The following is a 22488-nucleotide window of genomic DNA, read 5'->3' on the forward strand; positions in this document are numbered from 1 at the left end:
ACTGTCAAGCCCTGTGCCGCTGAGTGGTCCGAAGATCATTTTCAATCGTCCGACCGAAATCCGCTGCCGGGGTCCGTGGGTGATTCACCCCAAGCTGTCCGATCTTGTCAGTGACAGCCCGGTCACCCGCTGCCTATCATCCTCACTGGTCTAGACCGCACTTCTCGTCCCCTGTCGCACCGGGAAAGGCGGAACTCCCCGATGGCCAGCAGAACCTGGCGCCTCGCCGCGCTCAGCACCGCCCTCGTCTTCGCCACCGCTTTGCTGCCCTCGGCCGCCGCCGCGGGTGACGGCACCGAGCAGCTGCCCGACCACCTGCGGCACCAAGCCGCGGCCGCCGCGAAACCGATGTCCACCGTCTGCGACGGCGACGGCACCAGCGGCAAGCGCGTCCAAGCCCTCTACGTCCGCGGCAACACCCAGGCCGACCGCTACGCCCAGTTCGCCGGCCAGTTCCAGACCTTCGCGAGCCAGATCGACGACGGCTTCGTCGAGGCCGCCGGCCGGCTCGGCGGCGGCGTGCGGCACGTCCGGTACGTCACCGACTCGAGCTGCCGGGCCACCGTGAACAACGTTGTCATCGCCCAGGGCGACATGGCGACCGTCGACACGATCACCAACGCCATCAAGGCCCAGGGCTACAACCGCGCCGACCGCAAGTACATCGTCTGGTACGACAAGGACGGCTGCGGTCTCGCCTTCGGCAACGGCGGCAACGACAGCCCCGGCTCGGGCAACCCGTACAACGCCGGCCCGCACTACGCCACGGTCGGCACCGGCTGCTGGTCCTGGCAGGCCACCGGGCACGAGCTGCTGCACACCCTCGGCGCCGTCCAGGGCAGCGCGCCGCACTCCAGCGCCTTCGGTCACTGCTGGGACGACGAAGACATCATGTGCTACGACGACGGCGGCCTGCCGAACCCGCCGGGCACCCTGGTGAAGGTCTGCCCGGGCGCGCCGGAGAACCAGTTCGACTGCCTCGGCGACGACTACTTCAACACCAACCCGGCGCCGGGCAGCTACCTGGCGACGCACTGGAACGTCGCGAACAGCGCGTACCTGATCGCCAGTGGCAGCACCTACCCGGCCGGCCCGATCACCGGGATCGCGGGCAAGTGCGTCGACGTCAGCGCGTCGAACACCGCCAACGGCACCGCCGTGCAGCTCTGGACCTGCAACTCCACCGCCGCCCAGCGCTGGACCAGGCAGAACGGCACCGTGCGCGCCCTCGGCAAGTGCCTCGACGTCTCGAACAGCGGCACCGCGGACGGCACGCTCGTCCAGCTGTGGGACTGCAACGCCACCGGCGCGCAGACCTGGCAGGCCCGCGCCGACGGGACGCTGCTGAACCCGCAGTCGGGCAAGTGCCTCGACGCGCCGGGCGGGTCGACCGGTGACGGCACCCGCCTGCAGATCTGGACCTGCTCGGCGGCCGCGAACCAGAAGTGGGTTATCGCGGGGTAAACCCCCGCAACCTGCGCGCGCCCCCGTCGTTATCCGCTTCGTCAGTCCAGGGGAGGAACCATGCCGGCCGTCACCGCGAACATCGTCCCGCTCCGGCACGCACGCCCGGGCGTGGTGGCGTACGTGAAGAGCCCGGCCGAATGGTTCGTCTCCAACAGCGGCTGGATCCAGGGCAGCGAAGGCGTGCTGCTCGTCGACACGTGCGGCACCGAACAGGCGACGCTCGAGCTGATGCGCGACGTCCGCAAGTACGCGGGCGAGCAGGAGCTCACCGTCGTCGTCACGCACGCGCACGGCGAGCACCACAACGGCGTCGGGGTCGCGCTGCGCGAGGGCGGCACGGCGCTGACCGCGCACGGCAGCGTCGAACTGGTCAAGGCCGGCCCGCAGACCTACGGCAACGTCTTCACCTACACCCAGTGGGGCGTGCTCGAGCCGCCGGAGCCGGCCGCGGTCCGGCCGGTCACCGGCTGGCGCCGCCTCGACCTCGGCGACGCGGTCGCCGACGTCGTGGCGGTGCCGGGCATCGCGCACACCGCGGGCGACCTGGTGGTGTTCGAGCCGCGCTCGGGCACGCTGTTCACCGGTGACCTGGTGTTCATCGGCGACACACCGCTGGCGGTGCACGGCTCGGTGCCGGGCTGGCTCGACGCGCTCGACTGGCTCCAGGACACCTTCCGGCCGCGGACGCTGGTGCCCGGCCACGGCCCGGTGGCGACCCCGGGCCACAGCGCCGTGCACGCCATGCGCGTCTACCTCGAGTGGCTGCTCGAGGTGACCGAGCGCCAGAGCGACTTCACGAAGCTGGCGCACCAGGCGTCGCTGCGCTGGCCGTCGTGGCGCAACCCGGAACGGCACATCGGCAACCTGATGCGGGCCTACGCGGACCAGCACCACCGCAAGCTGGACGTCGACCTGGCGATCGACGCGGTCCTGGCCGCGGCGGGCGGCCGCATCGACCTGGACTGCCTGCTGGGCGGCGAGCCGGTCCGCCGCATCTCCTAAAGCTTGACGACGGCTCTGTCCGGCACCACCGGGGTGTCCCCCAGCCACGTGTCCGTCGGTTCCCCGGTGGGCACGGGCACCGCGGTGCCCACCTTCACGATGACGACCGGCTGCCCGCAGGCGGCCAGGTGCATGATCAGCAACGGTACGACGAGCAGCACTTTCCGGACGCGCATGATCCTCACCCCGGTTCTTCTCCACACTCCCACCGGGCACACGGCGGCCGGCGCACGCCGGTTCAGCGCGAACGGTGTATTTCCCGGCCCGTCACCGGATCGGCTGAGCGGGGGGAAAGACCGTGAAGGAGTACCCCCGTGGTGTACCGGATCCTGGCTAGGCTGAGCGGGTCAAGCGGAGGTGACGTGGACACCAGGGCGCTGCTCGAATCGGCCGCCGGCGGCGACCAGCCGGCCTGGGACGCCCTCGTCGACGAGTACTCGAGCCTGCTCTGGTCGATCGCCCGCGCCCACCGGCTCTCCGACGCCGACGCGGCCGACGTCGTCCAGACGACCTGGCTCAAGCTGGTCGAGCACCTCGGCCGGATCAAGGACCCGGACCGGCTGCCCGGCTGGCTGGCCACGACCGCGCGGCACGAATGCCTGCGCCAGATCCGCCGCGCGGCCCGCGAACGCCCGGTCGAAGGCGACTGGCCCGAGCAGGAGGCCCCCGGCACGGCGGTCGACGCGGCCCTGCTGCTCGACGAACGCGACGCCGCGTTGTGGCGGGCGCTGGCCACGTTGTCGGAGCAGTGCCGGCGGCTGCTGCGGGTCCTCATGGCGACACCGCCGCCGTCGTACGCGGAGGTCGCGGCGGCCCTGGACATGCCGATCGGCAGCATCGGCCCGACCCGCCAGCGCTGTTTGGGCCGGCTGCGGGAGCGCGTCGCCCGGGAGGACCTGCCATGACCGACGACGAGCTGATGGCCCGCCTGCGCCAGGTCGCGACCCAGGCCGACCCGGTACCGGACCTGGTCCTGCGCCAGGCCCGCGCCGCGCTGACGACGCGCGACCTCGACGCAGAGCTGGCCGAACTGTCCTTCGACTCGGCCCTGGCGGCATCGGGCACGGTCCGCGCGGCCGACGACGACGTCCGGCTGCTGTCGTTCGAGTCGGCCCGGGTGACGCTGGAGCTGCAGGTCGAGTACCAGGCGGGCGCGGTGGCACTGCGCGGCCTGGTGACCGGCGCGGCCGGCGACGCGGTGATCGAGGTGGCGGGCGAGCGGATCGTCCGCCCGATCGACGCGGAAGGCTGGTTCACGGCAACAGGGTTGCCGAGCGGCCCGACCCGGGTGAAGGTGACCGCCGCGGACGGCACGGCGGTCACCACCGGCTGGACGAGCCTCTAACCGCGCACGTACGGCACGTCCAGGCTGCCGTTCACGTCGTACACGGTGATCGGGTCTTCGGCCTTGAGCACTTCGGTGGCGGCGTCCCGGGCGGACTTGCCCGTCGCCATCACCGCCGCGATCCGGCCCGTGACGATCGCGGCCGAGAAGGACGTGCCGCTCCAGACCGCGTAGCCGTTGAACGGCGGCGCCTCCGGCGGCGGGCTCGGGTACCCCGGGTGGAAGTACGGGCCGAGCACCTCGACGCCGTCGGCGTACGCGGCGATCCACGGCCCGTAGTTGCTGAAGTCGGCGACCTTCCGCGTCCGGTCGGTGGACCCGATGGAGAGCACGCGAGCATGCCGGCCATCGTCCGGGTCGCCGTCGAACGTCCGCCCGAACCGGATCCCGGCCGGGTAGACCCGCTGCCGCAGCCCCCGGTTCCCGGCGGAGGCGACCACGACGGTTTCCGCGGGCAGCCGGCGCAGCGCGTCCTCGATCGCCTTCGGCGGCTCGTCCTCGAAGGTTTCGCCCGAGAACGACATGTTGATCAGCGTGACGCCCTCGGCGCCGAGGTCGTCGATGGCGTTGGCCACCGCCAGGTCCTCGGTCAGGCCACTCTGCTCGTCGATCACGCCCTTCATCCGGACGCCGACGTCGGCGGGCAGGTACTTCAGCACCACGCCCGCGACGAAGGTGCCGTGCCCGGCCGTGCCGACCGGGTCGCCGTGGTCGTCGCGGACGACCCGGGCGGTGTCCTCCGGCTCGTAGCGGACGCGATCGCCCAGGAACGGGTGCGGGCGCCCGTCGTGCAGCACGATGCCGGTGTCGATCACCCCGACGTACCGGCGGATGGCACCGGCGGGCACCGGGGTCAGCTCGTCGGTGGTCGGCATCGGGCGCAGCTGGTTCCAGATGATCCGGTCCGCGCCGAACACGTGGTTCGGCGCGACCAGGCGCGGCTCCCGCAGCCCCGCGAGCACCTCCGGCACCGGGCGGGTGCCGGTGAAGCGGCGGACCGGGCCGGCGGCCCCGTCCTGGTGATAGCCGAACCCTGCCAGTTCGGCGCGGATCGAGTCACAATCGTCGGCATGGACCAGCAGTTCGCCGTCGCGATGGCGGTATCGGGTCATCTGTCCCCCTCCGGGACCGATCATGGGTGAACGGGTCGGTGACCCGATCCCCGAACTCCCTCTCCTGATACACAGCGGACGAAGCGGGCACAAGACCCGATGACCGACGCGCTCGCCAAGGCCGTCGCCGCCGCCGACCTGGCCTTCACCGATCCCGCCCGGGCGCGGGCGCTGGCCGAAGCCGCCCGCGCCGAAGCTGACGGACAGGCCGAAGCCGCCGCGGTCGCCGAACACGCGCTCGGGCTCGCCGGGGTGTCCGTCGGCCGGCTCGCCGACGCCGAAACCCGGCTGCGCGCGGCCCTGCGGATCGCCGACGGCGCCGGGCTGCTGGAGCGGGCCGCTCAGACCCGCGGCGTCCTCGGCTACGTCCTGACCCTCACCGGACGCACCGCCGAGGCCCTGCGCGAGCTGGACCGGGCGATGCCGGAGCTGTCCGGGCCGCCGGCCGCGCGGCTGCGGATGCAACGCGCGGTCGTGCTCACCGAAATCAGCCGGTTCGGAGCCGCGGCCGAAGGGTTCGCCGACGCCCTCGACGTCCTGCGCGCGGCGGGCGGCGACCCGCTCATCGAGGCGACGATCCGCACCAATCGCAGCATCGCGCTGGCCCGCCTCGGCGACTGGCGGGGCGCCGAGGACGACCTGCGCCACGCCGAACGCGGGTTCACCGCGACCGGCCACCTCGGGCGGTCGGCGATGGTGTGGCAGAACCGCGGGCTCGCCGCGACCGTCCGCGGCGACATCCCGGCGGCGCTGGCCGCCTACGACGAAGCCGCGTCGCGGTACGAGGACGCCGGGACCGACCCCGGCCTGCTGCCGATCGAACGCGCCGAGGCGCTCCTCTCGGTGCGTCTGGTCGCCGAAGCGCGCGAAGCCGCTTTGGCCGCTGTCGCGGACTACGAGCGCCGGCGCAATGCCGTCGACCTCGTGCAGGCGCGGCTGGTGCTCGCGAAGGTCGCGCTGGTCGCCGGGGATCCCGCGACGGCCGTGCGCGAAGCCGCGCTGGCCCGGCGGTCGGCGACGCGGCAACGCCGTCCCGGCTGGGCGGCCCTCGGCGGCTACCTGTCGCTGCGGGCGCGGCGCGACAGCGGGCACCGGACGGCGGCGATGCTGCGGTCCGGCCGGCGGACGGTCGCCGCACTGGCCGACGCGGGGTGGGTCGTCGCGGCGCTGGACGCGCGGCTGATCGTCGCGTCGCTGGCGCTGGAGCTGGGGCAACCGGAGCTCGCCGAGGAAGAGCTGACGGCCATCGGCCGCGCCGGGCGTGGCGGGCCGGCCGAGGTGCGGGCCCGGGCCTGGCACGCGACGGCGTTGCTGCGGCTGGTCCACGGCGACCGGCGGGGCGCCGACGCCGCCCTGCGCGCCGGCGTCCGGGTGATCGACCGGTTTCGCGCCGGGCTCGGCGCGAGTGAGCTGCGTGCCCACGCGTCCGGGCACGCGAGCGAGCTGACCGGGCTCGGGCTGCGGCTCGCCGAGCGGCCCGAGGCCGTCTTCCGGTGGGCCGAGCGCGGGCACGCGGCCGCGCTCCGGCTGCGCCCGGCCCGGCCACCCGGCGACGAAGCCCTCGCCGCGGATCTGGCGGCGTTGCGGCAGGTCGCTGTCGACCTCGCCGAAGGGACGTCGGATCCGCGAGTGCTGCTGCGGCGCCAGGCCCGGCTCGAGAAGGCGGTCCGCGACCGGGCCCGGCACGCGACCGGAGTGTCTGCTTCGGACATCCGGCTGCCGTCCCGCCCGGAGCTGGCCGCCACGTTGGGGCCCGCGACCTTGGTGGAGTACCTGGACCTGGACGGCAGGCTGACGGCGATCATCGTGTCGGGCCACCGGATCCGGCGCTGTGCGCTGGGCCCGGCGGCGGAAGCGGCGGAACGGCTGGACGAACTGCGCTTCGCGCTGCGGCGGCTGGCTTTCGGCCTCGGCTCGGTCGCCGGGCTGGCTTCGCGCACGGCCCGCCGTCTGGACGATCTGCTGCTGGCGCCGCTGTCTCTCGGCGACGGCCCACTGGTGATCGTGCCGACCGGGCGGTTGCACGAGCTGCCGTGGCCGGTGCTGCCGAGCTGCCACGGACGCCCGGTGTCGCTGGCCCCCTCGGCAGCGCTCTGGCACCGCGCGGCGACGGGCGCCCCGAGCACCGCCGGCGACCACGTCGTCGTCGCCGGGCCCGGGCTGCCGCACGCCGCCGCCGAGGTGGCCGCCCTCGCCCGGCGCTACCCCGGCGCCCGGCGCTTCACCGGCCGGACCGCCCGGGTCGAGACGGTCCTCGACGCGCTCGACGGCGTCGCGCTCGGGCACATCGCCGCCCACGGGCGCTTCCGCACCGACAACCCGCTGTTCTCCTCGCTCCAGCTCGCCGACGGCCCGCTGACCGTCTACGACCTCGAACGCCTGACCCGCCCACCCCGGCACGTCGTGCTGTCGGGCTGCGACTCGGGCCGCTCCGCGGTCCACGCCGGCGACGAGCTGCTCGGCCTGGCCTCGGCGCTGCTGTCCCTGGGCACGACGAGCCTGGTCGCCACGGTCCTCCCCATCCCCGACGACGCCGGCCGCGCCCTGATGCTCCGCCACCACCGCCACCTGGCCACCGGCCTCCCACCGGCAACAGCCCTGGCCAAAGCCCAGGCCGAGCTCCTGGACTCACCAGTCGCGGCCAGCTACGTCTGCTACGGCGCGGGCTGACCCGTAACTCGCGTGATCCGGCCCGTAACGCCCCCAATCACGCGAGTTCCGGCTTCAATCACGCGAGTTCCGGATTCCGTCACGCGAGTTACGGCTTCCTTCACCTCCGGCCGGTCATCATGGAACGGTGCGGATCACGGCCTGGTGGCACGGCATCAGCCCGCGGCGACGCCTGATGCTCGGCGGCGTCGCCGTCGCGGTCGTGGCCGGGGTCGGCGCCACCGTTCTCGCCAGCTCGGCCACCAGCCCGGCCCCGCAGGCCGGGACACCAGACCAGAACCGGCCCGGACCCGTGCTGCTCGTGCCCGGGTACGGCGGTGGCCAGGGTGCCCTGAACGAGCTCGCCGCCCGGATCCGGCAGTCCACCGGCCGCCCGGCCGACGTCCTCACCCTGGCCGGCGACGGCACCGGTGACCTGCTGGAACAAGCCGCCGTCCTCGAAAACGCCGTCGAGCAGGCCTACGCGGACGGCGCGCCGTCGGTCGACGTCGTCGGCTACTCCGCCGGCGGTGTCGTGGCCCGGCTCTGGGTCAGCCGGCAGGGCGGGGCGCACCAGGCCCGCCGGGTCGTCACGCTCGGCGCGCCGATGCACGGCACCGGCCTGGCGGCGGCGGGTGGCGCGCTCGTCCCCGGCGCCTGCCCCACCGCGTGCGTGCAGCTGACCCCCGGCAGCGCCCTCCTCCAGGAGCTCGCGAAGGAGCCGATCCCGCCGTCGCTGCCGTGGCTTTCGGTCTGGACGGAGCTCGACGAGACGGTCACCCCACCCGACTCCGCCCGGCTCGACGGCGCCGTCAACGTCGCCCTCCAGCAGGTCTGCCCCGGCAACCAGGCCGCCCACGGCGACCTCCCCACCGACCCCGCGGTCACCGAGCTCGTCCTCCAGGCCCTCGGCACGACGCCGCTGGAAGCGCCCACGGACTGCCTCAGCTAGTGACGTCCTTCGTCGCGAAGTTCGCCCACGCGGCCCCGAAGAACACGACGATGTAGCCCGCCTGCAGCAGCAGCCCGTGGTCGATGTTGCGCCACAGCACGGGATCGCGGAAGAAGTCGATCCACGACAGCCAGTAGTGCGTCGGCAGGTAGGGCTTGACCGACGCGGCCGCGTCCAGCGTCTCCAGCACCGAGCTCGTGATCAGCACGGCCAGCCCGCCCAGCGCCGCCCCGAGCGCCGAATCGGTCACCGTGGACAGGAACACCGTGATCGCCGCGAACCCGAGCATCGACACCACGACGTAGGTCACCGCGCCCAGCAGCCGCAGGCCGAGCCCGGACGAGCTGAGCGACTGCCCCGACAACGACGTCACGCCGGCCGGCTGCTCACCCGGGCCGGCCACCCCGGGTGTGCCGCCGGTGCCGAACAGGATCACGCCGAGCACCAGGGACGTCAGCACGACGATCACGATCGCCGCTGTCACGTACACCGCCAGCGAAACCAGCTTCGCGCCCAGTAACCGCGTCCGCCCGACCGGCCGCACCAGCAGGTAGCGCAGGGTGCCGGTCGACGCCTCGCCCGCGATCGCGTCGCCCGCCGTGACGGCGACCGCGATCGGCAGGAACAACGGCAGCACCAGCGCGAGCGCGGCGGCCGGGAACAGCGCGCCGTCCGAAACGACCGCCGAGAGGAACGCCCCACCCTGCCCGGGCGGCGGCGCGAAGTCGGCCGTCGCCAGGAAGACGCCGACGATCGCGGGCAGCAGGCACAGCAGCAGCACGCTGACCCACACCCGCGGCCGCAGCGCGAGCTTCCGCAGTTCGACGCCGATCATCCGGCCTCCCCGAAGCGGTCCGACCCGGGCCCGGTGACGTCGAGGACGACTTGTTCGAGCGTCCGTCGTTCGGCGTGGATGGACGAGACGCGCACGCCCGCTTCGACGAGCAGCGCGTTCAGCGCCGCCGGGTCGCCGTGCCGGATGACCAGGCGGTCGCCGTCGCGGGACTCGAGCTGCCCGTCGAGGACCGCGACGGCGGCGGCCGCGTCCGGGGTGCCGACCAGCACCCGGCCGGTCGCCGCCCGCAGCGTCGCGAGGTCCTCCTCCAGCACGAGCCGCCCGCGGTCGACGACGCCGACGCGGGTGCACAGCTGCTCGACCTCGGCCAGCAGGTGGCTGGAGAGGAACACCGTGGTGCCGGCCGCGTTCAGCTCGACGAGCAGCTCGCGGATCTCCTTGATGCCCTGCGGGTCGAGCCCGTTGGTCGGCTCGTCGAGGATCAGCAGCCGCGGCTTCCGCAGCAGCGCGCCGGCGAGCCCCAGCCGCTGCCGCATGCCGAGCGAGTACGCCTTCACCGGCCGCTGGTCGACCCCGCCCAGCCCGACCTGCTCCAGCGCTTCGTCGATGCGACGCCGCCGGGTGCGCCGCCCGCCGCCGCGCCCGGCCGCGTCGAGCAGCGCCAGGTTCCGCCGGCCGGACAGGTGCGGGTACGCGGCCGGGCCTTCGACGAGCGCGCCGACGTCCGGCAGCACTTCGGCGACGCGCTTCGGCACCGGCTTGCCGAGCACCTCGATCTCGCCGCTGGTCGCGTAGACCAGGCCGAGCAGCATGCGGACCAGGGTGGTCTTGCCCGAGCCGTTCGGGCCGAGGAAGCCGTAGCGGTCGCCTTCGCGCACGGACAGGTCGACGGCGTCGACGGCCAGGGTGGTGCTGTACCGCTTGGTCAGCGCATGCGTGACGATCATCGGAAGCTCCGGCGCAGCCGGGACAGCTCGTCGGCGGCCGCCTTCAGCACGTCGGCCGTCACCGGCCCGGCCAGCAGGTACGAGCGGCGGGAGACGGCCGAGCGGGCGATCGCGAGCGACAGCGGCGTGATCGACAGCTGCACGACGGTCCCGGCGGCCAGCTTCACCTGCACCGCGCCGGCCTTCCCGGCGGCGTCGCTCGCCGCGTTGGCGACGTTGCGCGGCACGGCGACCACGGCGAAGGACGCCAGCCCGGTGCCGTAGAGCGCGGCGCCCTGCACCCCGCCGAAGTTCGACGACGACACCGGGCGCCCGGCGAGCGTCGCGGGCAGCGGCGCCTGGCTGAACGCGCCGAGGGTGTCCGAGACGTCCGGCGCGCTCGCCACGGTGAACCCGGACCCGAGCACCGGCCGCGGCGCGTCGACGACCGGCGTCGTCTGCTCCAGCTGCTGGAACTCGGTGACCAGGATCGGCGCGGCCTGCCCGCGGGCGGTCACCTCGACGCGTACCGCGAGCCCGGTCGCCGGGTCGGCCCAGAGGTCGACGCGCCCGATAGTCGTGGCCGGGTCGGCGGGGATCAGCCGCAGCCCGGACGCGGCGACCCCGGCGACGTTCCGCCCGGGCAGCGCGCTCACCGGGTCGGCCTCGGCGGCACGCAGGATCCACCGCCCGAGCTCCGGCGGCAGCAGATCGCCGGCCCGCGGCAGCCGGACGCCGGGCTCGCCGATCAGCTCGGTGAGGTTGTTGTCGCCGTAGTCCCAGGTGTACTCGCCGTCGGGCAGCCGGTAGACGTCGTGTTCGCCGGCGGTGCCGAGGATGTCGACGCGGTAGCGGTCCGGCGCGGCGTGCCACACGCGCATCGGCGTCCGCCCGGAGAACAGCGCGGTGACCGGCGCGAGGTTCGGCAGCTCGGGCAGGGCGAGCGAGCCGACGCTTTCGGCGTACCCCTGGTAGGGCCGGGCGGCCGAGGCGAGCACGAGCGCGCGCAGCTTGCCCGGGTCGGCCGGCGCCCCGCCGGGGGCGAGCGCGGCGACGACCGACGGCACGGCGACGAGCACCGCGGCCACGACGGCGACGACGGCCCACCGGCGCCGCTTTTCGTGCCGCACCACCGAGGGCGTCATCCGGCATCACCTCTGCGTCCTTTGTACGCCATGGCCGCCGGTCCGCCGCTATGGTCGAGGGGTGACGACACCCGTTCATGCTGCTGTCCTGAGCTAGTTCCCGCTCCGGCAACTCCCGCACACCCGCACCTCACGCGGGTTCTTCAGCGTGCCCGCAGCAAGAACGGAAACCCCCCGTGGCTCAGCTCGTCGTGCCCGGCGAACCCGATCGCCGGCTCTTCACACCCCCGTCCCGGACGGCCGTCCCCGCCGACGACCGCCTCTCCGCCTTCCGCGCGGTGTCCTCCGGCGCCGTCGTGCTCTGGCGCGGGGACTACCCCGCGGCCCGGCAGCTCCTGGACACCCTGTCCCGCCGGCTCTCCCCGCCCCCAGCCGACGACTACGCCCGCCACCGTGCGTACCGCGCGCGGCGGGCCCGGCTGCTTTCGCTGCTCTACGTGCCCCTGGACCCGGGCCATGTCGTCTCGTTGCGGCGCGCGCCCGACGTCCGCGCCGCGTGCACGGCGGTTTACGGCCCCCTCGACGTGCCCGCCGCGGTGCCGCTGCGGGAGCTGCTCGGCGTGCTCGGCGCCGCGCAATGGCGGCGGAAGGGTGTCCCGGTCGCCGCGCTCGGTGCGCGGATCCACCCGCACTACGGCGTTTTCGCACCGGTGCGGCAGGAGTACGTCGACCTGGTCGCCTCGGCGCCGTTGCCCACCCGGACCCTCGCGTTCGACATCGGCACCGGCACCGGCGTGCTCGCCGCTGTGCTGGCTCACCGGGGCGTCGAGCGAGTGGTGGCGACGGACGCCGATCCCCGCGCCGTCGCCTGCGCGGTGGACAACCTGACGCGGCTCGGGTTCGGCGAGCGCGCCGAGGTCGTGCGGACGGACTTGTATCCGCCCGGCCGGGCGCCGCTGGTGGTGGGCAATCCGCCATGGCTGCCGGGCCGGGTGCGCGGCCCGCTCGACCACGCGGTGTACGACCCGGGCAGCCGGATGCTCCGCGGCTTCCTCGACCGCGCGCGGCGGCACCTCACGCCGGAGGGTGAGGTGTGGCTCGTGCTCTCGGATCTGGCCGAGCACCTGGGGCTGCGCACCCGCGAGCAGCTCCTCGGCTGGATCGCCGCGGCGGGCCTGCGGGTCGTCGACCGGACGGAGACGCCGCCCCGGCACCCGCGTGCGCTCGACCCGGCGGATCCGCTGCACCGGGCCCGCGCGGCCGAGGTGACGTCACTCTGGCGGCTCAGTCCACAGTAGACATCCCGGCGACGGACCACGTCACAGGTCGGTCCGGAATCCCGCGCTCGCACCCGCTGTCCGGTTATCCTCGGCGCAGCGGGAGTGAGGGGACACATGAGCACGACCAGCGAAAGCACACCACGCGGCGACGCCGAGGCCATGATCGCCGAAGCCAAGAAAGCCCTGTGGGTGATAGTCGGCCTGCTGGCGCTGCTGTGGGTGATCCAGCTGGTCAACGCCCCCACCGGCTACGACCTGAGCGGCGAGTTCGGCATCGAAGCGCGTGACCCGGCGTCGCTGCCGGAGATCTTCAGCGCGCCGTTCCTGCACCAGAGCTGGGGCCACATCGAGGGCAACTCGGGGCCGCTGTTCGTGTTCGGCTTCCTCGCCGCCTACCGCGGGGTGAAGAAGTGGCTCGGCGTGAGCGTGCTGATCATCGTCGCCAGCGGGCTGGGTGTCTGGTTCATCTCGCCGTCGAACTCGGTCACCGTCGGCGCCAGCGGCCTGGTCTTCGGCTACTTCGGCTACATCATCGTGCGCGGGCTGTTCGACCGGCACCTGATCGACATCGTGCTCGGGCTGGTGATGGCGTTGTGCTTCGCCTACCAGTTCGCCTCGCTGCTGCCGGGCGAAGAAGGCGTCAGCTGGCAGGGGCACATGTTCGGCTTCGTCGGGGGCATCGTCGGCGGCTGGCTGTTCCGCGACAAGCGGCCCAAGGCGGTCGCCGCCCCCGATCCGGCGACCGCCCTGCTTCCCAAGGACCTCACCTAGGCGGCTCGAACCCCGCGTCGACGGTGATCCGGACGTGCCGCCCGATCACCACGCGCGGCACCCGCATGCCCAGCGGGGCCCGGTCGAACGTGCCGGTCGCGCGAACGCTTTCGCCGTCACGCGAGACGGTCAGCGTCAGCGGGCACGACGTGCCGCGCAGGCGCAGCTCGCCGGTCACCACCCAGCCGTCGCCTTCGCGCCGGACGCCGGTGGACTCGAACGTCATGCCGGGGCGGGCGCCGCTGTCGAGCAGGTTCGGTTTCCGCAGGTCGGCGTCGCGGCGCGGGTTCTTCGTGTCGAGCGCGCCGAGGTCGAGCTCGGCGCGGACCGCCGTCACCTCGCCGCCGGTCACCTCGACGCCGCCCGCGCGCACCGGGATCGTCCCGGCCACCCGGTTGACACCGAAGTTGCGGACCTCGAACGCCGCCGTCGTCCGTCCGCTCAGGACGGTCCAGGTGCCGGTGCGCAACGCGGGCGCGGTGCGCGGGCTCATCGCGCACCCGCCGGCGCCGGCAGGTCCGCGGACCGCACGCGGTGCAGGTCGACCCGGTCCGGGCCGGGCAGCAGCGCGGGGTCCTCGCCCGGCAGCAGCTCGGTGGCCGAGATCGCCCGCTGCGTCGCCTCGATCGCGTCGATCGACGCGGCGAAGGACACGACGACGAGGGCCCGGTCCTCGGCGAGCAGGACGTAGGTGGTCCCGATGCCGTCGAGGTCGCGGACGGCCGGCCAGACCCGCTCCCGGCCGGCACGCATCTCGGCGGCCGACTGGTCGGCGCTGCGCGGCCCGTCGAACCAGGTGATCTGGGCGAAGGCGGCCGCGTCCGACGCCGACTGGACCTCGGCGACGCGGTAGACGCCGACGTCGAGCCAGGTGGTCCCGGCCGGCCGGCGCGCGGCGGCTTCGGCCGCGCGGGCGGCGTCGGGCCAGAAGGTGAGGACGGCGCCGGTCAGCCCGGCGACCTGGGTGAGCGTGCCGGCGCCGACGGCGCCGTCGCCGAACTCGGCCCCGGCCGTCCCGAGCGGCAGCCGGAACTGGTGGAGAGTGGCGTGCATGTCGTGCTCCTTTTCGCTGGTCATCGCATTGAGAGCACTCTCGGCCGAACCGGCGCGCCGGCCATCAGTGCCAGTACGGAGAACGGCACTGAAACCCGGCGCGGAGGGGATACTGCTCGGGTGACGCGCAGCGAGCCGTTCGTCGGGCGGGCCGCCGCCGCGGCCGACCTGCGCGCGTGGCTCGCGGCGGCGGCCGCGGGCACCGGCGCGCTGGTGCTCGTCGGCGGGCCGGCCGGGATCGGCAAGACGCGGCTGGTCGAGACGGTCACCGGCCGCGCGGCCGTCTGGGGCCGGTGCGTCGACGACCCGGGCGCGCCGCCGCTGTGGCCGTGGCGGCGGGTGCTCCCGGCGGTCTCGCACGTCCTCGTCGACCTCGACGGCCACCACGGCGAAGACCTGGTCGCGGCCCGGTTCCGGGCGGTCGCGACGGCCGCCGACGCGCTGGTCGCCGCGGCCGAACCGGACGGTCTGGTGGTGGTCCTCGAAGACCTGCACTGGGCCGACGACGCGTCCCTGCGGCTGCTGCGGCACCTCGCCGGCGAGCTGCGCCGGTCGCGGCTCGCCGTGGTCGCCACGTACCGGGACACCGGCTCGGCCGGCCCGCTGTTCGACGCCCTGCCCGACCTGCTGGGCCGGCCGGGGACCGAGAGCCTGCGCCTGGACCCGCTGACCGAGACCGACGTCCGCGCCTACCTCACCGAGGTCGGCCGCACCGGCGTCGACGCCGCCGACGCGCTGCGGCGGTCCGGCGGGAATCCCCTGTACCTCAAGGCGGTCGCCCGTTCCTCGGAGACCGGCGGTGGCGCCGACGAGCTGCGTCACCTCGTCCGGACCGCGGTGTCCGGGCTCGATTCGGGCGCCCGCGAGCTGCTCGCGATCGCCTCGGTGCTCGGCGAGGAGGTCGACACGCACGTCGTCGCCGAGGTCGCCGAGCGGCCGGTGGCCGACGTCGTCGCGGCGCTCGACCGCGCGGTGCGGGCCGGAGTGCTGCTGCCCGCCGTCGCCGGGTCGCGGCGGTTCGCCCACGCGGTGGTGCGCGACGGGATCTACGCCGACCTCGACCAAGGCGTCCGCGAAGAGCTGCACGCGAGGACGGCGAAGGCGTTGGCCCACCGGCCCGACCCGGCGCTCGCCGGGGTGGTGGCGGGGCACTGGCTGCGGGCCACGGCGAGCCCGGACACCTTCTCCCGGGCCGCGGAGTGGGCCGAGGCCGCGGCGCGCGACGCGACCCGGACGTTCGCCTTCACCGAAGCCGCCCGCTTCCTGGCGCTCGCGCTCGACTGCCGCCGCCGCGCCGGCCACGACGGGCTGCCCACCCTGCTCGTCGAGCTGGCGACCGCGGAGTACCGGGCGGGGCGGTTCGCCCGCAGCTTCGAGCACGCGCGCGAGGCGGCCGCGCTGACGTCCGACCCGGCGCTGGTCGTCGCGGCGGCGCTGGTCGTCCGGGACACCGCCGCGCCGGACCTGCTGCCCGGGATGGCCGAGCTGACGACGTCGGCACTGGCCGCGCTCGGCCCGGACGCCGACCCCGCCGTCCGCGCGAAGCTGCTCGCGCAGTCGGCTTCGGTCGCGGCCGACTCCGGGAAGACGGCTGAGGCGGTCGAGATCGCCGACGAAGCCCTCGCCCTAGCCGAGCTGTCCGGCGACGAGGAAGCCCGCATCGACGCCGTCCGCGCGCGGCTGAAGATCCGCCCGACCGAGCTCGCGCTGGCCGACCGGCTGCGCCTGGGCGCCCTCGCCGTGTCACTCGGCGGCACCGGACGGCCGCTGGTGGCGTTGTGGGGGCACAAGTGGCGGGTGGACGCGGCGTTCGAGGTGGGCACGATCCCGGTGGTGGACGCCGAGCTGGGCGCGATCTCGGCCCTGGCCGGCACCACCCGGCTGCCCCTGGTCCGGTGGCACGAGCTGCGGCTGCGGGCGTCGGTGTCGGCCTACCGCGGCGCGTTCGCCGAGGCGCGGGAGTTCAACCGGCTCGCGGGTGAGGTCGCGGTGACCGAGCTGGCCGAAGACCGGTCCACGGTGGGTATGTCGTTCGCGTTCGCGCTCCAGCTGGCGTTGCTGGTCGGCGACCCGGGCGAGCTGCCGGAGGGGTACGACGAGCTGCTGGCCATCGCGCCGCCGTTGCCGATCACGATCGTCTCCCGGCCGTTGAGCGCCCTGGTCATGGGCCGGCGCGACGAGGCCCAGGCGGGCTACGACGCGCTGCGGCCGCGGCTGCGCGACCCGGACTTCATCGGCCACTCACCCGGGATCGGCCCGAATCTGCTGCCGTTGCTGGAGGCGTTCGAGGACCTGGAGACGGCGGCTTGGCTCGCGGACCAGCTGACCGGCGCACCCCCGATGGGCTCGGGCGGCGCGGGCACGTTCTGCAGCGACTGCTCCAGCAGCTGGTCGGCCCGCCTGGCCGCCCTCCTGGGCAAGCGGGAGGAAGCGGTCGGGTGGTACGAGGACGCAATCGCTTGCGACGCCCGGCTGGGCGCCCGGCCGTACGTCGTGCACAACCGCCTCGGCCTGGCGGCGTGCTGGGAGGCCCTCGGCGAGCCGCGGCGCGCGGAGCCGCTGGCCCGCCAGGCCGCCGAGGAGGCCCGGCGGCTCGGCATGCCGGGCCGGCTGCGCGACGCGACGACGTTGCTCGACCGCGTCCGCACCGCGGCCGACCCGCTGACCGGCCGCGAGCGCGAGATCGCGGCACTGGTGGCCGACGCGCTGAGCAACCGCCAGATCGCCCACCGGCTGGTGCTTTCCGAGCGGACGGTCGAAAGCCACGTCCGGAGCGTGCTGGCGAAGCTGGGGCTGGCGAACCGGACCGAAGTCGCGGCCTGGGTCCACCGGCGGGGGCTCACGCCTCGCTGAAGCCGGCCACCACCCGCACTCGCCCGGCTTCGGCCGCGGCGGCTCGTAGGCCAGGGGCCGGATGGCCGCGCCGGGCGACCGCTCGCGGACCGCGTTGCACCGGCGACCTCGAACCCGATGACCGCCCCGTCGGGCGAGCGCACCGAGCTCGTCACAAGGCCCGGCCATGACCCCGCCGGCGCTGTGAAGTCGCTGTGCATCGCCCTCGCCGCACTGCCATTCCGGCGACGTTGTGGTGATCTGGGGTGGTGGCGATCAAGTTCCTCCGGCGCGCGGCGCTGACCGCGGCGACCCTGCTGGTGCTCGGCGCCGGCCTGGCCGCGGGCGCGGACACGACCGCCGACGACGCCTACGCGGCCGGCTCGGTCGGCGCGGTTCCGGCCGGTCCCGCGCCCGCCGCCACCCCGGCGAAAACCACTTCCCCGATCGGCGCGTTGTTCGCGAACGGAAGCCATTTCTGCACCGCGAGCGTCGTGCACTCCACCACCGGCGATCTCGTGCTGACCGCCGCGCACTGCGTCAAGGACGGAATGGCGTTCGTGCCGGGTTATCACGACGGTGTCGCGCCGCTGGGAATGTGGACGGTCACCGATGTCGCCGTCGCGGCCGGCTGGACTTCGGCCGCCGATCCGGATCTGGATTTCGCGTTCCTGACCGTTCAGCAGGCCGGGACCACCGCTTCACTGGAAAGCCTCACCGGCGCGAACGTGCTCGGCGTCGACCGCGGATTCACGAACCGGATCACCCTGACGGGCTACCCCGACACGAGCGATTCCCCGGTGGTCTGCGAAGGGACCACAACGCGTTCGGACACGTTCCAGCAACGCGTCGCCTGCCCCGGTTTTCCCGACGGCACCAGCGGCGGCCCGTGGGTGACCGGCGGCGCGGTCGTCGGGGTCATCGGCGGCTACCAGCTCGGCGGCGACACCCCGGACGTGTCCTACAGCGCCTACTTCGACGACGACATCGCGAAGCTGTACGCCTCGGTCACCGGCTGACGCGAACCGGGCCCGTGTCCCTGGCGGAGGACACGAGCCCGGTTCACCTCTCACGACCTTCAGCAGGTCACGATGAGCCCGGTGAGCGCCGAGCACGTCTTCGACGCGCTGTTGTTGGCACTGTTGGGATCCGCCGGCGAGCTGGCCGCCAGCTGCGCGGTCGCGGTGTACGAGCCGAGCGCCAGCAGGCCGCCGTTGGCCGAGAACTTCGCCGTCGCCGAAGTACCCGAGGCCAGCGAAGCGACGTCACAGTTCAGCGTCCGGGTGCTGCCCACGCGGGCGCAGCCGGTGGCGCCGCCGAACGACAGGCCCGACGGATACGTGGCCACGACCCGGATCCCGGACGCCGCGGACGGGCCGGTGTTGGTCACGGTCAACGTGTAGTCGATGCGCGCGCTCAGCCCGCCGTGGCCGGTCGCGGCCAGCGAAACCTTGACGTCGGCGATGTTCGACGGGTTGCCGACCGTGATGACCGGGCCGTCGAGGGTGTCGAACGCGTAGTTGTCGCCGACGAACTGGTGCTGGAGCGTGAAGGACCCCGGCGCCGCGGTGTCCTTGACACGCAGCGTCCACACCGTGGTCTTCGTGCCGCCCGCTTCGAGGTCGCCGAACGCGGCGCGGTAGCTGCTGCCGGCCTGGAAGCAGCCGACCGCCGTGGTGTTGGTGCAGGACACGACGTCGACGACGTCGACGATCGCGGTCGGGGTGCCGTAAATGGCGCCCTTCGCGAAAGTCACCGTGAAATCGCGGTCGTTGTGAATGGTTTGCGAGATGGTGAACGTCTGTCCCGGCAGCACCGTGGAGGTGCTGACTTCGACGGCGCTCGAGGGCGTTTCCGCCTGCGCGGCGGGCGCCAGCGCGAGGAACGCCGTGGCCAGTGCGGCCACCGAGGACAGGATCGTGGTCCGTCGCCAGCTTCTGTGCATAGTCGTGGTCTCGCTGTTCCGGTCCGGGGAATGCCGCTCTGACAGATACTGCGTGGTATTCGTGGACTCCCGACGCTGATCAGTCGTCGCACTCCCGGAATTCGTTACCGCCATCCGGACGCGCCGCGGCACGGCCGTCAGGACGGGTGCCAGCGGCCGTTCATCTCACCCGGGCGCGGCGGCGGACCGGGCAGATCCGGGCCGTTTCCCGCTTTCAGGCCCTCGATCAGCAGCGCCAGGTACCGGCGGCGCAGCTCGGCGGTGCGCTCCCGGTCGTCGACGCGGATCGCCGAGCAGCACTCGAGGATCATGCCGAGGTCTTCGACGACGGCGTCTTCACGCAGCCGCCCCGTCTCGCGCGCCCGCGCGAAGAGCTCCGTGGTCAGCTCGTTGGCCCGCCGCGCGTCGGCGCCCATCTGCTCGGTCGGGGTGAACGTGCCGGCGAGGTGGACGGTCAGCGAGTGCACGTCGGCGTCGACCACCCGGCCGAGGAACCCGGTCAGCGCCTTCCAGCCGTCGGGCTCGTCGGCGGCGAACTCGGCCTCGCCGATGTACTCGAGCAGGCCGTCGTGGCAGATCGTGCAGAGCAGGACCTCCTTGCTCGGGTAGCGCCGGTAGAGGGCGCTGATGCCGACGCCGGCGCGCTCGGCGACCTGCGCGATCGGGGCTTTCGGGTCCTGGATGAAGACGTGCCGGGCGGCGTCGAGGATGACCAGGTTGTTGCGGGCGGCCTGGCCGCGGCGGCCGGGCAGGGCGGTCTCTGGCATGTGTCGCAGATTAGCACTGGAACGGACCGTTCCGCTCTGCTAGAGTCGTGGAACGAACCATTCCGTTCCAGTCTTGAGGAGCTAGCCATGCCGGTCCCCGCCCTTCGCCCCTTCCGCGTCGAGGTCCCCGAGTCCGCCCTGGAAGACCTGCGCGGCCGCCTCCAGCGGGCGCTCTGGCCGGCCGACCTGCCCGCCGAGTACGGCGTCACGAACGAGCGCGTCCGCGCGCTGGCCGAGCACTGGCTGGCGAAGTTCGACTGGCGCGCGTTCGAGGCGCGGCTGAACGCGTACCCGCAGTTCGTCACGGAGATCGACGGCGAGGAGATCCACTTCCTGCACGTCCGGTCGTCGCGGGCGGACGCGACCCCGCTGGTGCTCACGCACGGCTGGCCGGGCTCGGTCGTCGAGTACCTCGACGTCATCGGCCCGCTGACCGAGCCGGAGTCGGCCGAGGCGCCGGCGTTCCACCTGGTGATCCCGTCGTTGCCGGGCTTCGGCTTCTCGGGCCCCACGCGGTCGGCGGGCTGGGACCGCTACCGCACGGCGCGGGCGTGGACGGAGCTGATGAGCCGCCTGGGCTACGAGAGGTACGGTGCGGTGGGCAACGACGGCGGGTCGATGATCTCGCCGGAGATCGGCAGGCTGGCGCCGGAGAAGGTCGTCGGGGTGCACGTCACGCAGCTGTTCTCGTTCCCGTCCGGCGACCCGGCGGAGCTGGCGGACCTGAGCGAGGCCGACCAGGCCGGGCTAGCGCACCTGCAGTGGTTCTACGAGAACATGTTCTCCTTCAACCAGCTGCACAGCCAGCAGCCGCACACGCTGGCGTTCGCCCTCGCCGACTCGCCGCTCGCGCTGCTGGCGTGGAACGCGCAGCTGTTCGGCGAACACCTCGACGCGGACTTCGTCATCGCGAACGTGGCGCTGTACTGGCTGACGGGCACGGGCGGCTCGTCGATCCGCTTCTACTACGAGGAAGCGCACACGACGTCGCACCCGGCGGCCCCGACGACGGTCCCGACGGCCCTGGCAATGTTCGCGGGCGACTTCCAGTCGATCCGCCGTTTCGCCGACCGCGACCACGCGAACATCGTGAGCTGGAACGCGTACGACACCAGCTCGGCCGACGGCGGCCCCCGAGACGCCGCGGGCCATTACGCGGCCCACGAAGCAACGGACGTCCTGGTGGGCGACATCCGCAGGTTCTTCGCCGGTCTGTCGTCCCCGTGGCCCCTGCTGACGGCGGCCCACAAGGCCCTGCGCGAGGCGGTGGCGGGCGTCACGGACTGGTCGGCACGGACGCCGTGCGCGGAGTGGAACGTGACACAGGTGGCCCACCACGCGGCGGGAGACCAGCAGGGCTACGCGGCTTTCATCACGGGCGAGCCGGGCCCGGCCTTCAACCCGTTCGAGCCGTCACCGAAGCTGAAGAACGTGGCGGCGTTCTTGGAGCCAACCTTGGCAGCCTCGGCGGCGGCGTTCGCAACGGTCTCCCCGTCGGCGACCGCGGTCCCGACGCCCTTGCCGCAGGGCGCCCTCCCGGCCCCGGTGGCGGTAGGAGCGGCGGCGCTGGACGCGGCGGTCCACGCATGGGACATCGCGGTGGCAACGGGCCAGGAGTCCCCGCTGACGGAGGAGATGGCGGAAGCACTGCTGCCGGTGGCAAAGGAGTTGGCAGAGCCGCTGCGCGGCTTCGCGTACGCCCCGGCGTTGGACGGCGTGGCCGGGGAGGACGTGGTGTCGCAGCTGCTGCGGTACTTGGGCCGCGATCCGAAGTGGACGGCCTGAGGCCTCGGCCTCGGTCGCTGGGGGCCGGAGCTCGGAGGGGCCGGGGCCGGGGAGGGCCGGAGGACCCAGGAGGGCCGGAGGGCCGGAGGGCCCGGGGGCCCGGGGGCCGGAGGGCCCGGAGGGCCCGGGGGGGCCGGAGGGCCCGGGGGCCGGAGGGCCCGGAGGGCCCGGGGGGGCCGGAGGGCCCGGGGGCCGGAGGGCCCGGAGGGCCCGGGGGGGCCGGAGGGCCCGGGGGGCCGGAGGGCCTGGAAGGGCCGACGGTCCGGAGGGCCTGGAAGGGCCGACGGTCCGGAGGGCCTGGGGCCTGGGGGCCTGCTGGCTGGGAGGCCGGAGGCCCCGGAGCGCCGGCGGGCCGGGAGCCTGGGAGGGGCCGGCGATCCCGGGGGCCGACAGGGCCGGCGGCCCGAAGGGGCAGGCAGGCCCGCAGGGCCGGCGGCCCGGAGAGCCAGGCAAGCCCACAGGGCCGGCGGCCCGGAGAGCCAGGCAAGCCCACAGGGCCGGCGGCCCGGAGAGCCAGGCAAGCCCACAGGGCCGGCGGCCCGGAGAGCCAGGCAAGCCCACAGGGCCGGCGGCCCGGAGGACTGGGGTCCTGCCGGCTGGGAGGCCGGAGGTCCCGGAGGGCCGGAAGGGCCGGAGGCGAGGATCCGAGGGCCGGCGGTCCAGAGGGCCCGGAGAGCCGGGGGCCGGAGGGCCGCGGGCCTGGAGTCCCAGGTCGGAGTGA

The 22488-nt window shown here is 74.0% G+C and carries 20 protein-coding genes; 11 read left to right on the top strand and 9 right to left on the bottom strand.

All coding sequences use genetic code 11. From position 1 onward, the window contains the following. Window positions 1-201 precede the first annotated feature (201 nt). Window positions 202-1464 carry an RICIN domain-containing protein gene (locus M8542_RS32580; RefSeq protein ID WP_257924135.1) on the top strand — a complete coding sequence of 421 codons (1263 nt, stop codon included), beginning with the start codon at window positions 202-204 and terminating at the stop codon, window positions 1462-1464. 60 nt (window positions 1465-1524) lie between these two features. Further along, a complete protein-coding gene (locus tag M8542_RS32585; protein WP_257924136.1) occupies window positions 1525-2469 on the top strand; it encodes an MBL fold metallo-hydrolase in 945 nt (314 codons plus the stop codon). On the opposite strand, the gene M8542_RS32590 is transcribed toward M8542_RS32585, so the two are convergent. Beyond that, window positions 2466-2645, bottom strand: coding sequence for a hypothetical protein (locus M8542_RS32590; RefSeq protein ID WP_257924137.1), 180 nt, complete (start codon window positions 2643-2645; stop codon window positions 2466-2468). The genes M8542_RS32585 and M8542_RS32590 overlap by 4 nt on opposite strands. Window positions 2646-2831: 186 nt before the next feature. Between M8542_RS32590 and M8542_RS32595 the strand changes: the two genes are divergently transcribed. Then, on the top strand, window positions 2832-3374 hold the full coding sequence (locus M8542_RS32595; RefSeq protein WP_257924138.1) for an RNA polymerase sigma factor: 543 nt from the start codon (window positions 2832-2834) through the stop codon (window positions 3372-3374). Beyond that, a complete protein-coding gene (locus M8542_RS32600) occupies window positions 3371-3814 on the top strand; it encodes a hypothetical protein (RefSeq protein WP_257924139.1) in 444 nt (147 codons plus the stop codon). Before M8542_RS32595 ends, M8542_RS32600 begins: the two co-directional genes overlap by 4 nt. Here M8542_RS32600 and M8542_RS32605 read toward each other — a convergent pair. Continuing rightward, on the bottom strand, window positions 3811-4926 hold the full coding sequence (locus tag M8542_RS32605; RefSeq protein ID WP_257924140.1) for a S8 family peptidase: 1116 nt from the start codon (window positions 4924-4926) through the stop codon (window positions 3811-3813). The genes M8542_RS32600 and M8542_RS32605 overlap by 4 nt on opposite strands. Before the next feature lie 99 nt (window positions 4927-5025). Between M8542_RS32605 and M8542_RS32610 the strand changes: the two genes are divergently transcribed. Continuing rightward, window positions 5026-7596, top strand: coding sequence for a CHAT domain-containing protein (locus tag M8542_RS32610; protein WP_257924141.1), 2571 nt, complete (start codon window positions 5026-5028; stop codon window positions 7594-7596). Between the two features lie 127 nt (window positions 7597-7723). Beyond that, window positions 7724-8527 carry an esterase/lipase family protein gene (locus tag M8542_RS32615; RefSeq protein ID WP_257924142.1) on the top strand — a complete coding sequence of 268 codons (804 nt, stop codon included), beginning with the start codon at window positions 7724-7726 and terminating at the stop codon, window positions 8525-8527. Here the strand turns inward: M8542_RS32615 and M8542_RS32620 are convergent. From M8542_RS32620 to M8542_RS32630, 3 genes are read right to left on the bottom strand one after another with little or no spacing between them, the layout of a single operon-like run. Then, window positions 8520-9362, bottom strand: a complete 843-nt coding sequence (locus tag M8542_RS32620; RefSeq protein WP_257924143.1) for an ABC transporter permease — start codon at window positions 9360-9362, stop codon at window positions 8520-8522. The two genes, M8542_RS32615 and M8542_RS32620, sit on opposite strands and share 8 nt — an antisense overlap. Next, window positions 9359-10270, bottom strand: a complete 912-nt coding sequence (locus M8542_RS32625; protein WP_257924144.1) for an ABC transporter ATP-binding protein — start codon at window positions 10268-10270, stop codon at window positions 9359-9361. The genes M8542_RS32620 and M8542_RS32625 overlap by 4 nt, the downstream gene beginning before the upstream one ends. Further along, complete coding sequence (locus M8542_RS32630; RefSeq protein ID WP_257924145.1) at window positions 10267-11394, bottom strand: hypothetical protein; 1128 nt, start codon at window positions 11392-11394, stop codon at window positions 10267-10269. Before M8542_RS32630 ends, M8542_RS32625 begins: the two co-directional genes overlap by 4 nt. A 176-nt stretch (window positions 11395-11570) precedes the next feature. Here M8542_RS32630 and M8542_RS32635 point away from each other — a divergent pair, with 176 nt between their 5' ends. Both M8542_RS32635 and M8542_RS32640 read left to right on the top strand, forming a co-directional pair. Further along, a complete protein-coding gene (locus tag M8542_RS32635) occupies window positions 11571-12632 on the top strand; it encodes a methyltransferase (RefSeq protein ID WP_257924146.1) in 1062 nt (353 codons plus the stop codon). A 96-nt stretch (window positions 12633-12728) separates the two neighbouring features. Continuing rightward, complete coding sequence (locus M8542_RS32640; protein ID WP_257924147.1) at window positions 12729-13385, top strand: rhomboid family intramembrane serine protease; 657 nt, start codon at window positions 12729-12731, stop codon at window positions 13383-13385. Here the strand turns inward: M8542_RS32640 and M8542_RS32645 are convergent. Then, window positions 13378-13878: a YceI family protein gene (locus M8542_RS32645; RefSeq protein ID WP_257924148.1), complete on the bottom strand. Its 501-nt coding sequence runs from the start codon at window positions 13876-13878 to the stop codon at window positions 13378-13380. The two genes, M8542_RS32640 and M8542_RS32645, sit on opposite strands and share 8 nt — an antisense overlap. Beyond that, complete coding sequence (locus tag M8542_RS32650; RefSeq protein ID WP_257924149.1) at window positions 13875-14438, bottom strand: hypothetical protein; 564 nt, start codon at window positions 14436-14438, stop codon at window positions 13875-13877. Before M8542_RS32650 ends, M8542_RS32645 begins: the two co-directional genes overlap by 4 nt. A 120-nt stretch (window positions 14439-14558) precedes the next feature. Between M8542_RS32650 and M8542_RS32655 the strand changes: the two genes are divergently transcribed. Both M8542_RS32655 and M8542_RS32660 read left to right on the top strand, forming a co-directional pair. Next, window positions 14559-17291, top strand: a complete 2733-nt coding sequence (locus M8542_RS32655) for an ATP-binding protein (protein WP_257924150.1) — start codon at window positions 14559-14561, stop codon at window positions 17289-17291. Between the two features lie 245 nt (window positions 17292-17536). Beyond that, on the top strand, window positions 17537-18289 hold the full coding sequence (locus tag M8542_RS32660; protein WP_257924151.1) for a S1 family peptidase: 753 nt from the start codon (window positions 17537-17539) through the stop codon (window positions 18287-18289). A gap of 59 nt (window positions 18290-18348) precedes the next feature. Here the strand turns inward: M8542_RS32660 and M8542_RS32665 are convergent, their stop codons facing one another. Both M8542_RS32665 and M8542_RS32670 read right to left on the bottom strand, forming a co-directional pair. Then, window positions 18349-19176 carry a DUF11 domain-containing protein gene (locus tag M8542_RS32665; protein ID WP_257924152.1) on the bottom strand — a complete coding sequence of 276 codons (828 nt, stop codon included), beginning with the start codon at window positions 19174-19176 and terminating at the stop codon, window positions 18349-18351. A 176-nt stretch (window positions 19177-19352) separates the two neighbouring features. Further along, on the bottom strand, window positions 19353-19982 hold the full coding sequence (locus tag M8542_RS32670; protein WP_257924153.1) for a TetR/AcrR family transcriptional regulator: 630 nt from the start codon (window positions 19980-19982) through the stop codon (window positions 19353-19355). A gap of 87 nt (window positions 19983-20069) precedes the next feature. Between M8542_RS32670 and M8542_RS32675 the strand changes: the two genes are divergently transcribed. After that, on the top strand, window positions 20070-21767 hold the full coding sequence (locus tag M8542_RS32675; RefSeq protein ID WP_257924154.1) for a TIGR03086 family metal-binding protein: 1698 nt from the start codon (window positions 20070-20072) through the stop codon (window positions 21765-21767). Window positions 21768-22488 lie beyond the last annotated feature (721 nt).

It is taken from the genome of Amycolatopsis iheyensis, from assembly GCF_024703995.1.
GTDB lineage: Bacteria > Actinomycetota > Actinomycetes > Mycobacteriales > Pseudonocardiaceae > Amycolatopsis > Amycolatopsis iheyensis.

Excerpts from the sequence above, each read along its gene's own strand:
- M8542_RS32630 (WP_257924145.1), bottom strand. The coding sequence starts at position 11,394 with ATGACGCCCTCGGTGGTGCGGCACGAAAAGCGGCGCCGGTGGGCCGTC.
- M8542_RS32625 (WP_257924144.1), bottom strand. The coding sequence starts at position 10,270 with ATGATCGTCACGCATGCGCTGACCAAGCGGTACAGCACCACCCTGGCC.
- M8542_RS32585 (WP_257924136.1), top strand. The coding sequence starts at position 1,525 with ATGCCGGCCGTCACCGCGAACATCGTCCCGCTCCGGCACGCACGCCCG.
- M8542_RS32645 (WP_257924148.1), bottom strand. The coding sequence starts at position 13,878 with ATGAGCCCGCGCACCGCGCCCGCGTTGCGCACCGGCACCTGGACCGTC.
- M8542_RS32605 (WP_257924140.1), bottom strand. The coding sequence starts at position 4,926 with ATGACCCGATACCGCCATCGCGACGGCGAACTGCTGGTCCATGCCGAC.
- M8542_RS32590 (WP_257924137.1), bottom strand. The coding sequence starts at position 2,645 with ATGCGCGTCCGGAAAGTGCTGCTCGTCGTACCGTTGCTGATCATGCAC.
- M8542_RS32610 (WP_257924141.1), top strand. The coding sequence starts at position 5,026 with ATGACCGACGCGCTCGCCAAGGCCGTCGCCGCCGCCGACCTGGCCTTC.
- M8542_RS32675 (WP_257924154.1), top strand. The coding sequence starts at position 20,070 with ATGCCGGTCCCCGCCCTTCGCCCCTTCCGCGTCGAGGTCCCCGAGTCC.
- M8542_RS32640 (WP_257924147.1), top strand. The coding sequence starts at position 12,729 with ATGAGCACGACCAGCGAAAGCACACCACGCGGCGACGCCGAGGCCATG.
- M8542_RS32620 (WP_257924143.1), bottom strand. The coding sequence starts at position 9,362 with ATGATCGGCGTCGAACTGCGGAAGCTCGCGCTGCGGCCGCGGGTGTGG.
- M8542_RS32600 (WP_257924139.1), top strand. The coding sequence starts at position 3,371 with ATGACCGACGACGAGCTGATGGCCCGCCTGCGCCAGGTCGCGACCCAG.
- M8542_RS32670 (WP_257924153.1), bottom strand. The coding sequence starts at position 19,982 with ATGCCAGAGACCGCCCTGCCCGGCCGCCGCGGCCAGGCCGCCCGCAAC.
- M8542_RS32650 (WP_257924149.1), bottom strand. The coding sequence starts at position 14,438 with ATGCACGCCACTCTCCACCAGTTCCGGCTGCCGCTCGGGACGGCCGGG.
- M8542_RS32580 (WP_257924135.1), top strand. The coding sequence starts at position 202 with ATGGCCAGCAGAACCTGGCGCCTCGCCGCGCTCAGCACCGCCCTCGTC.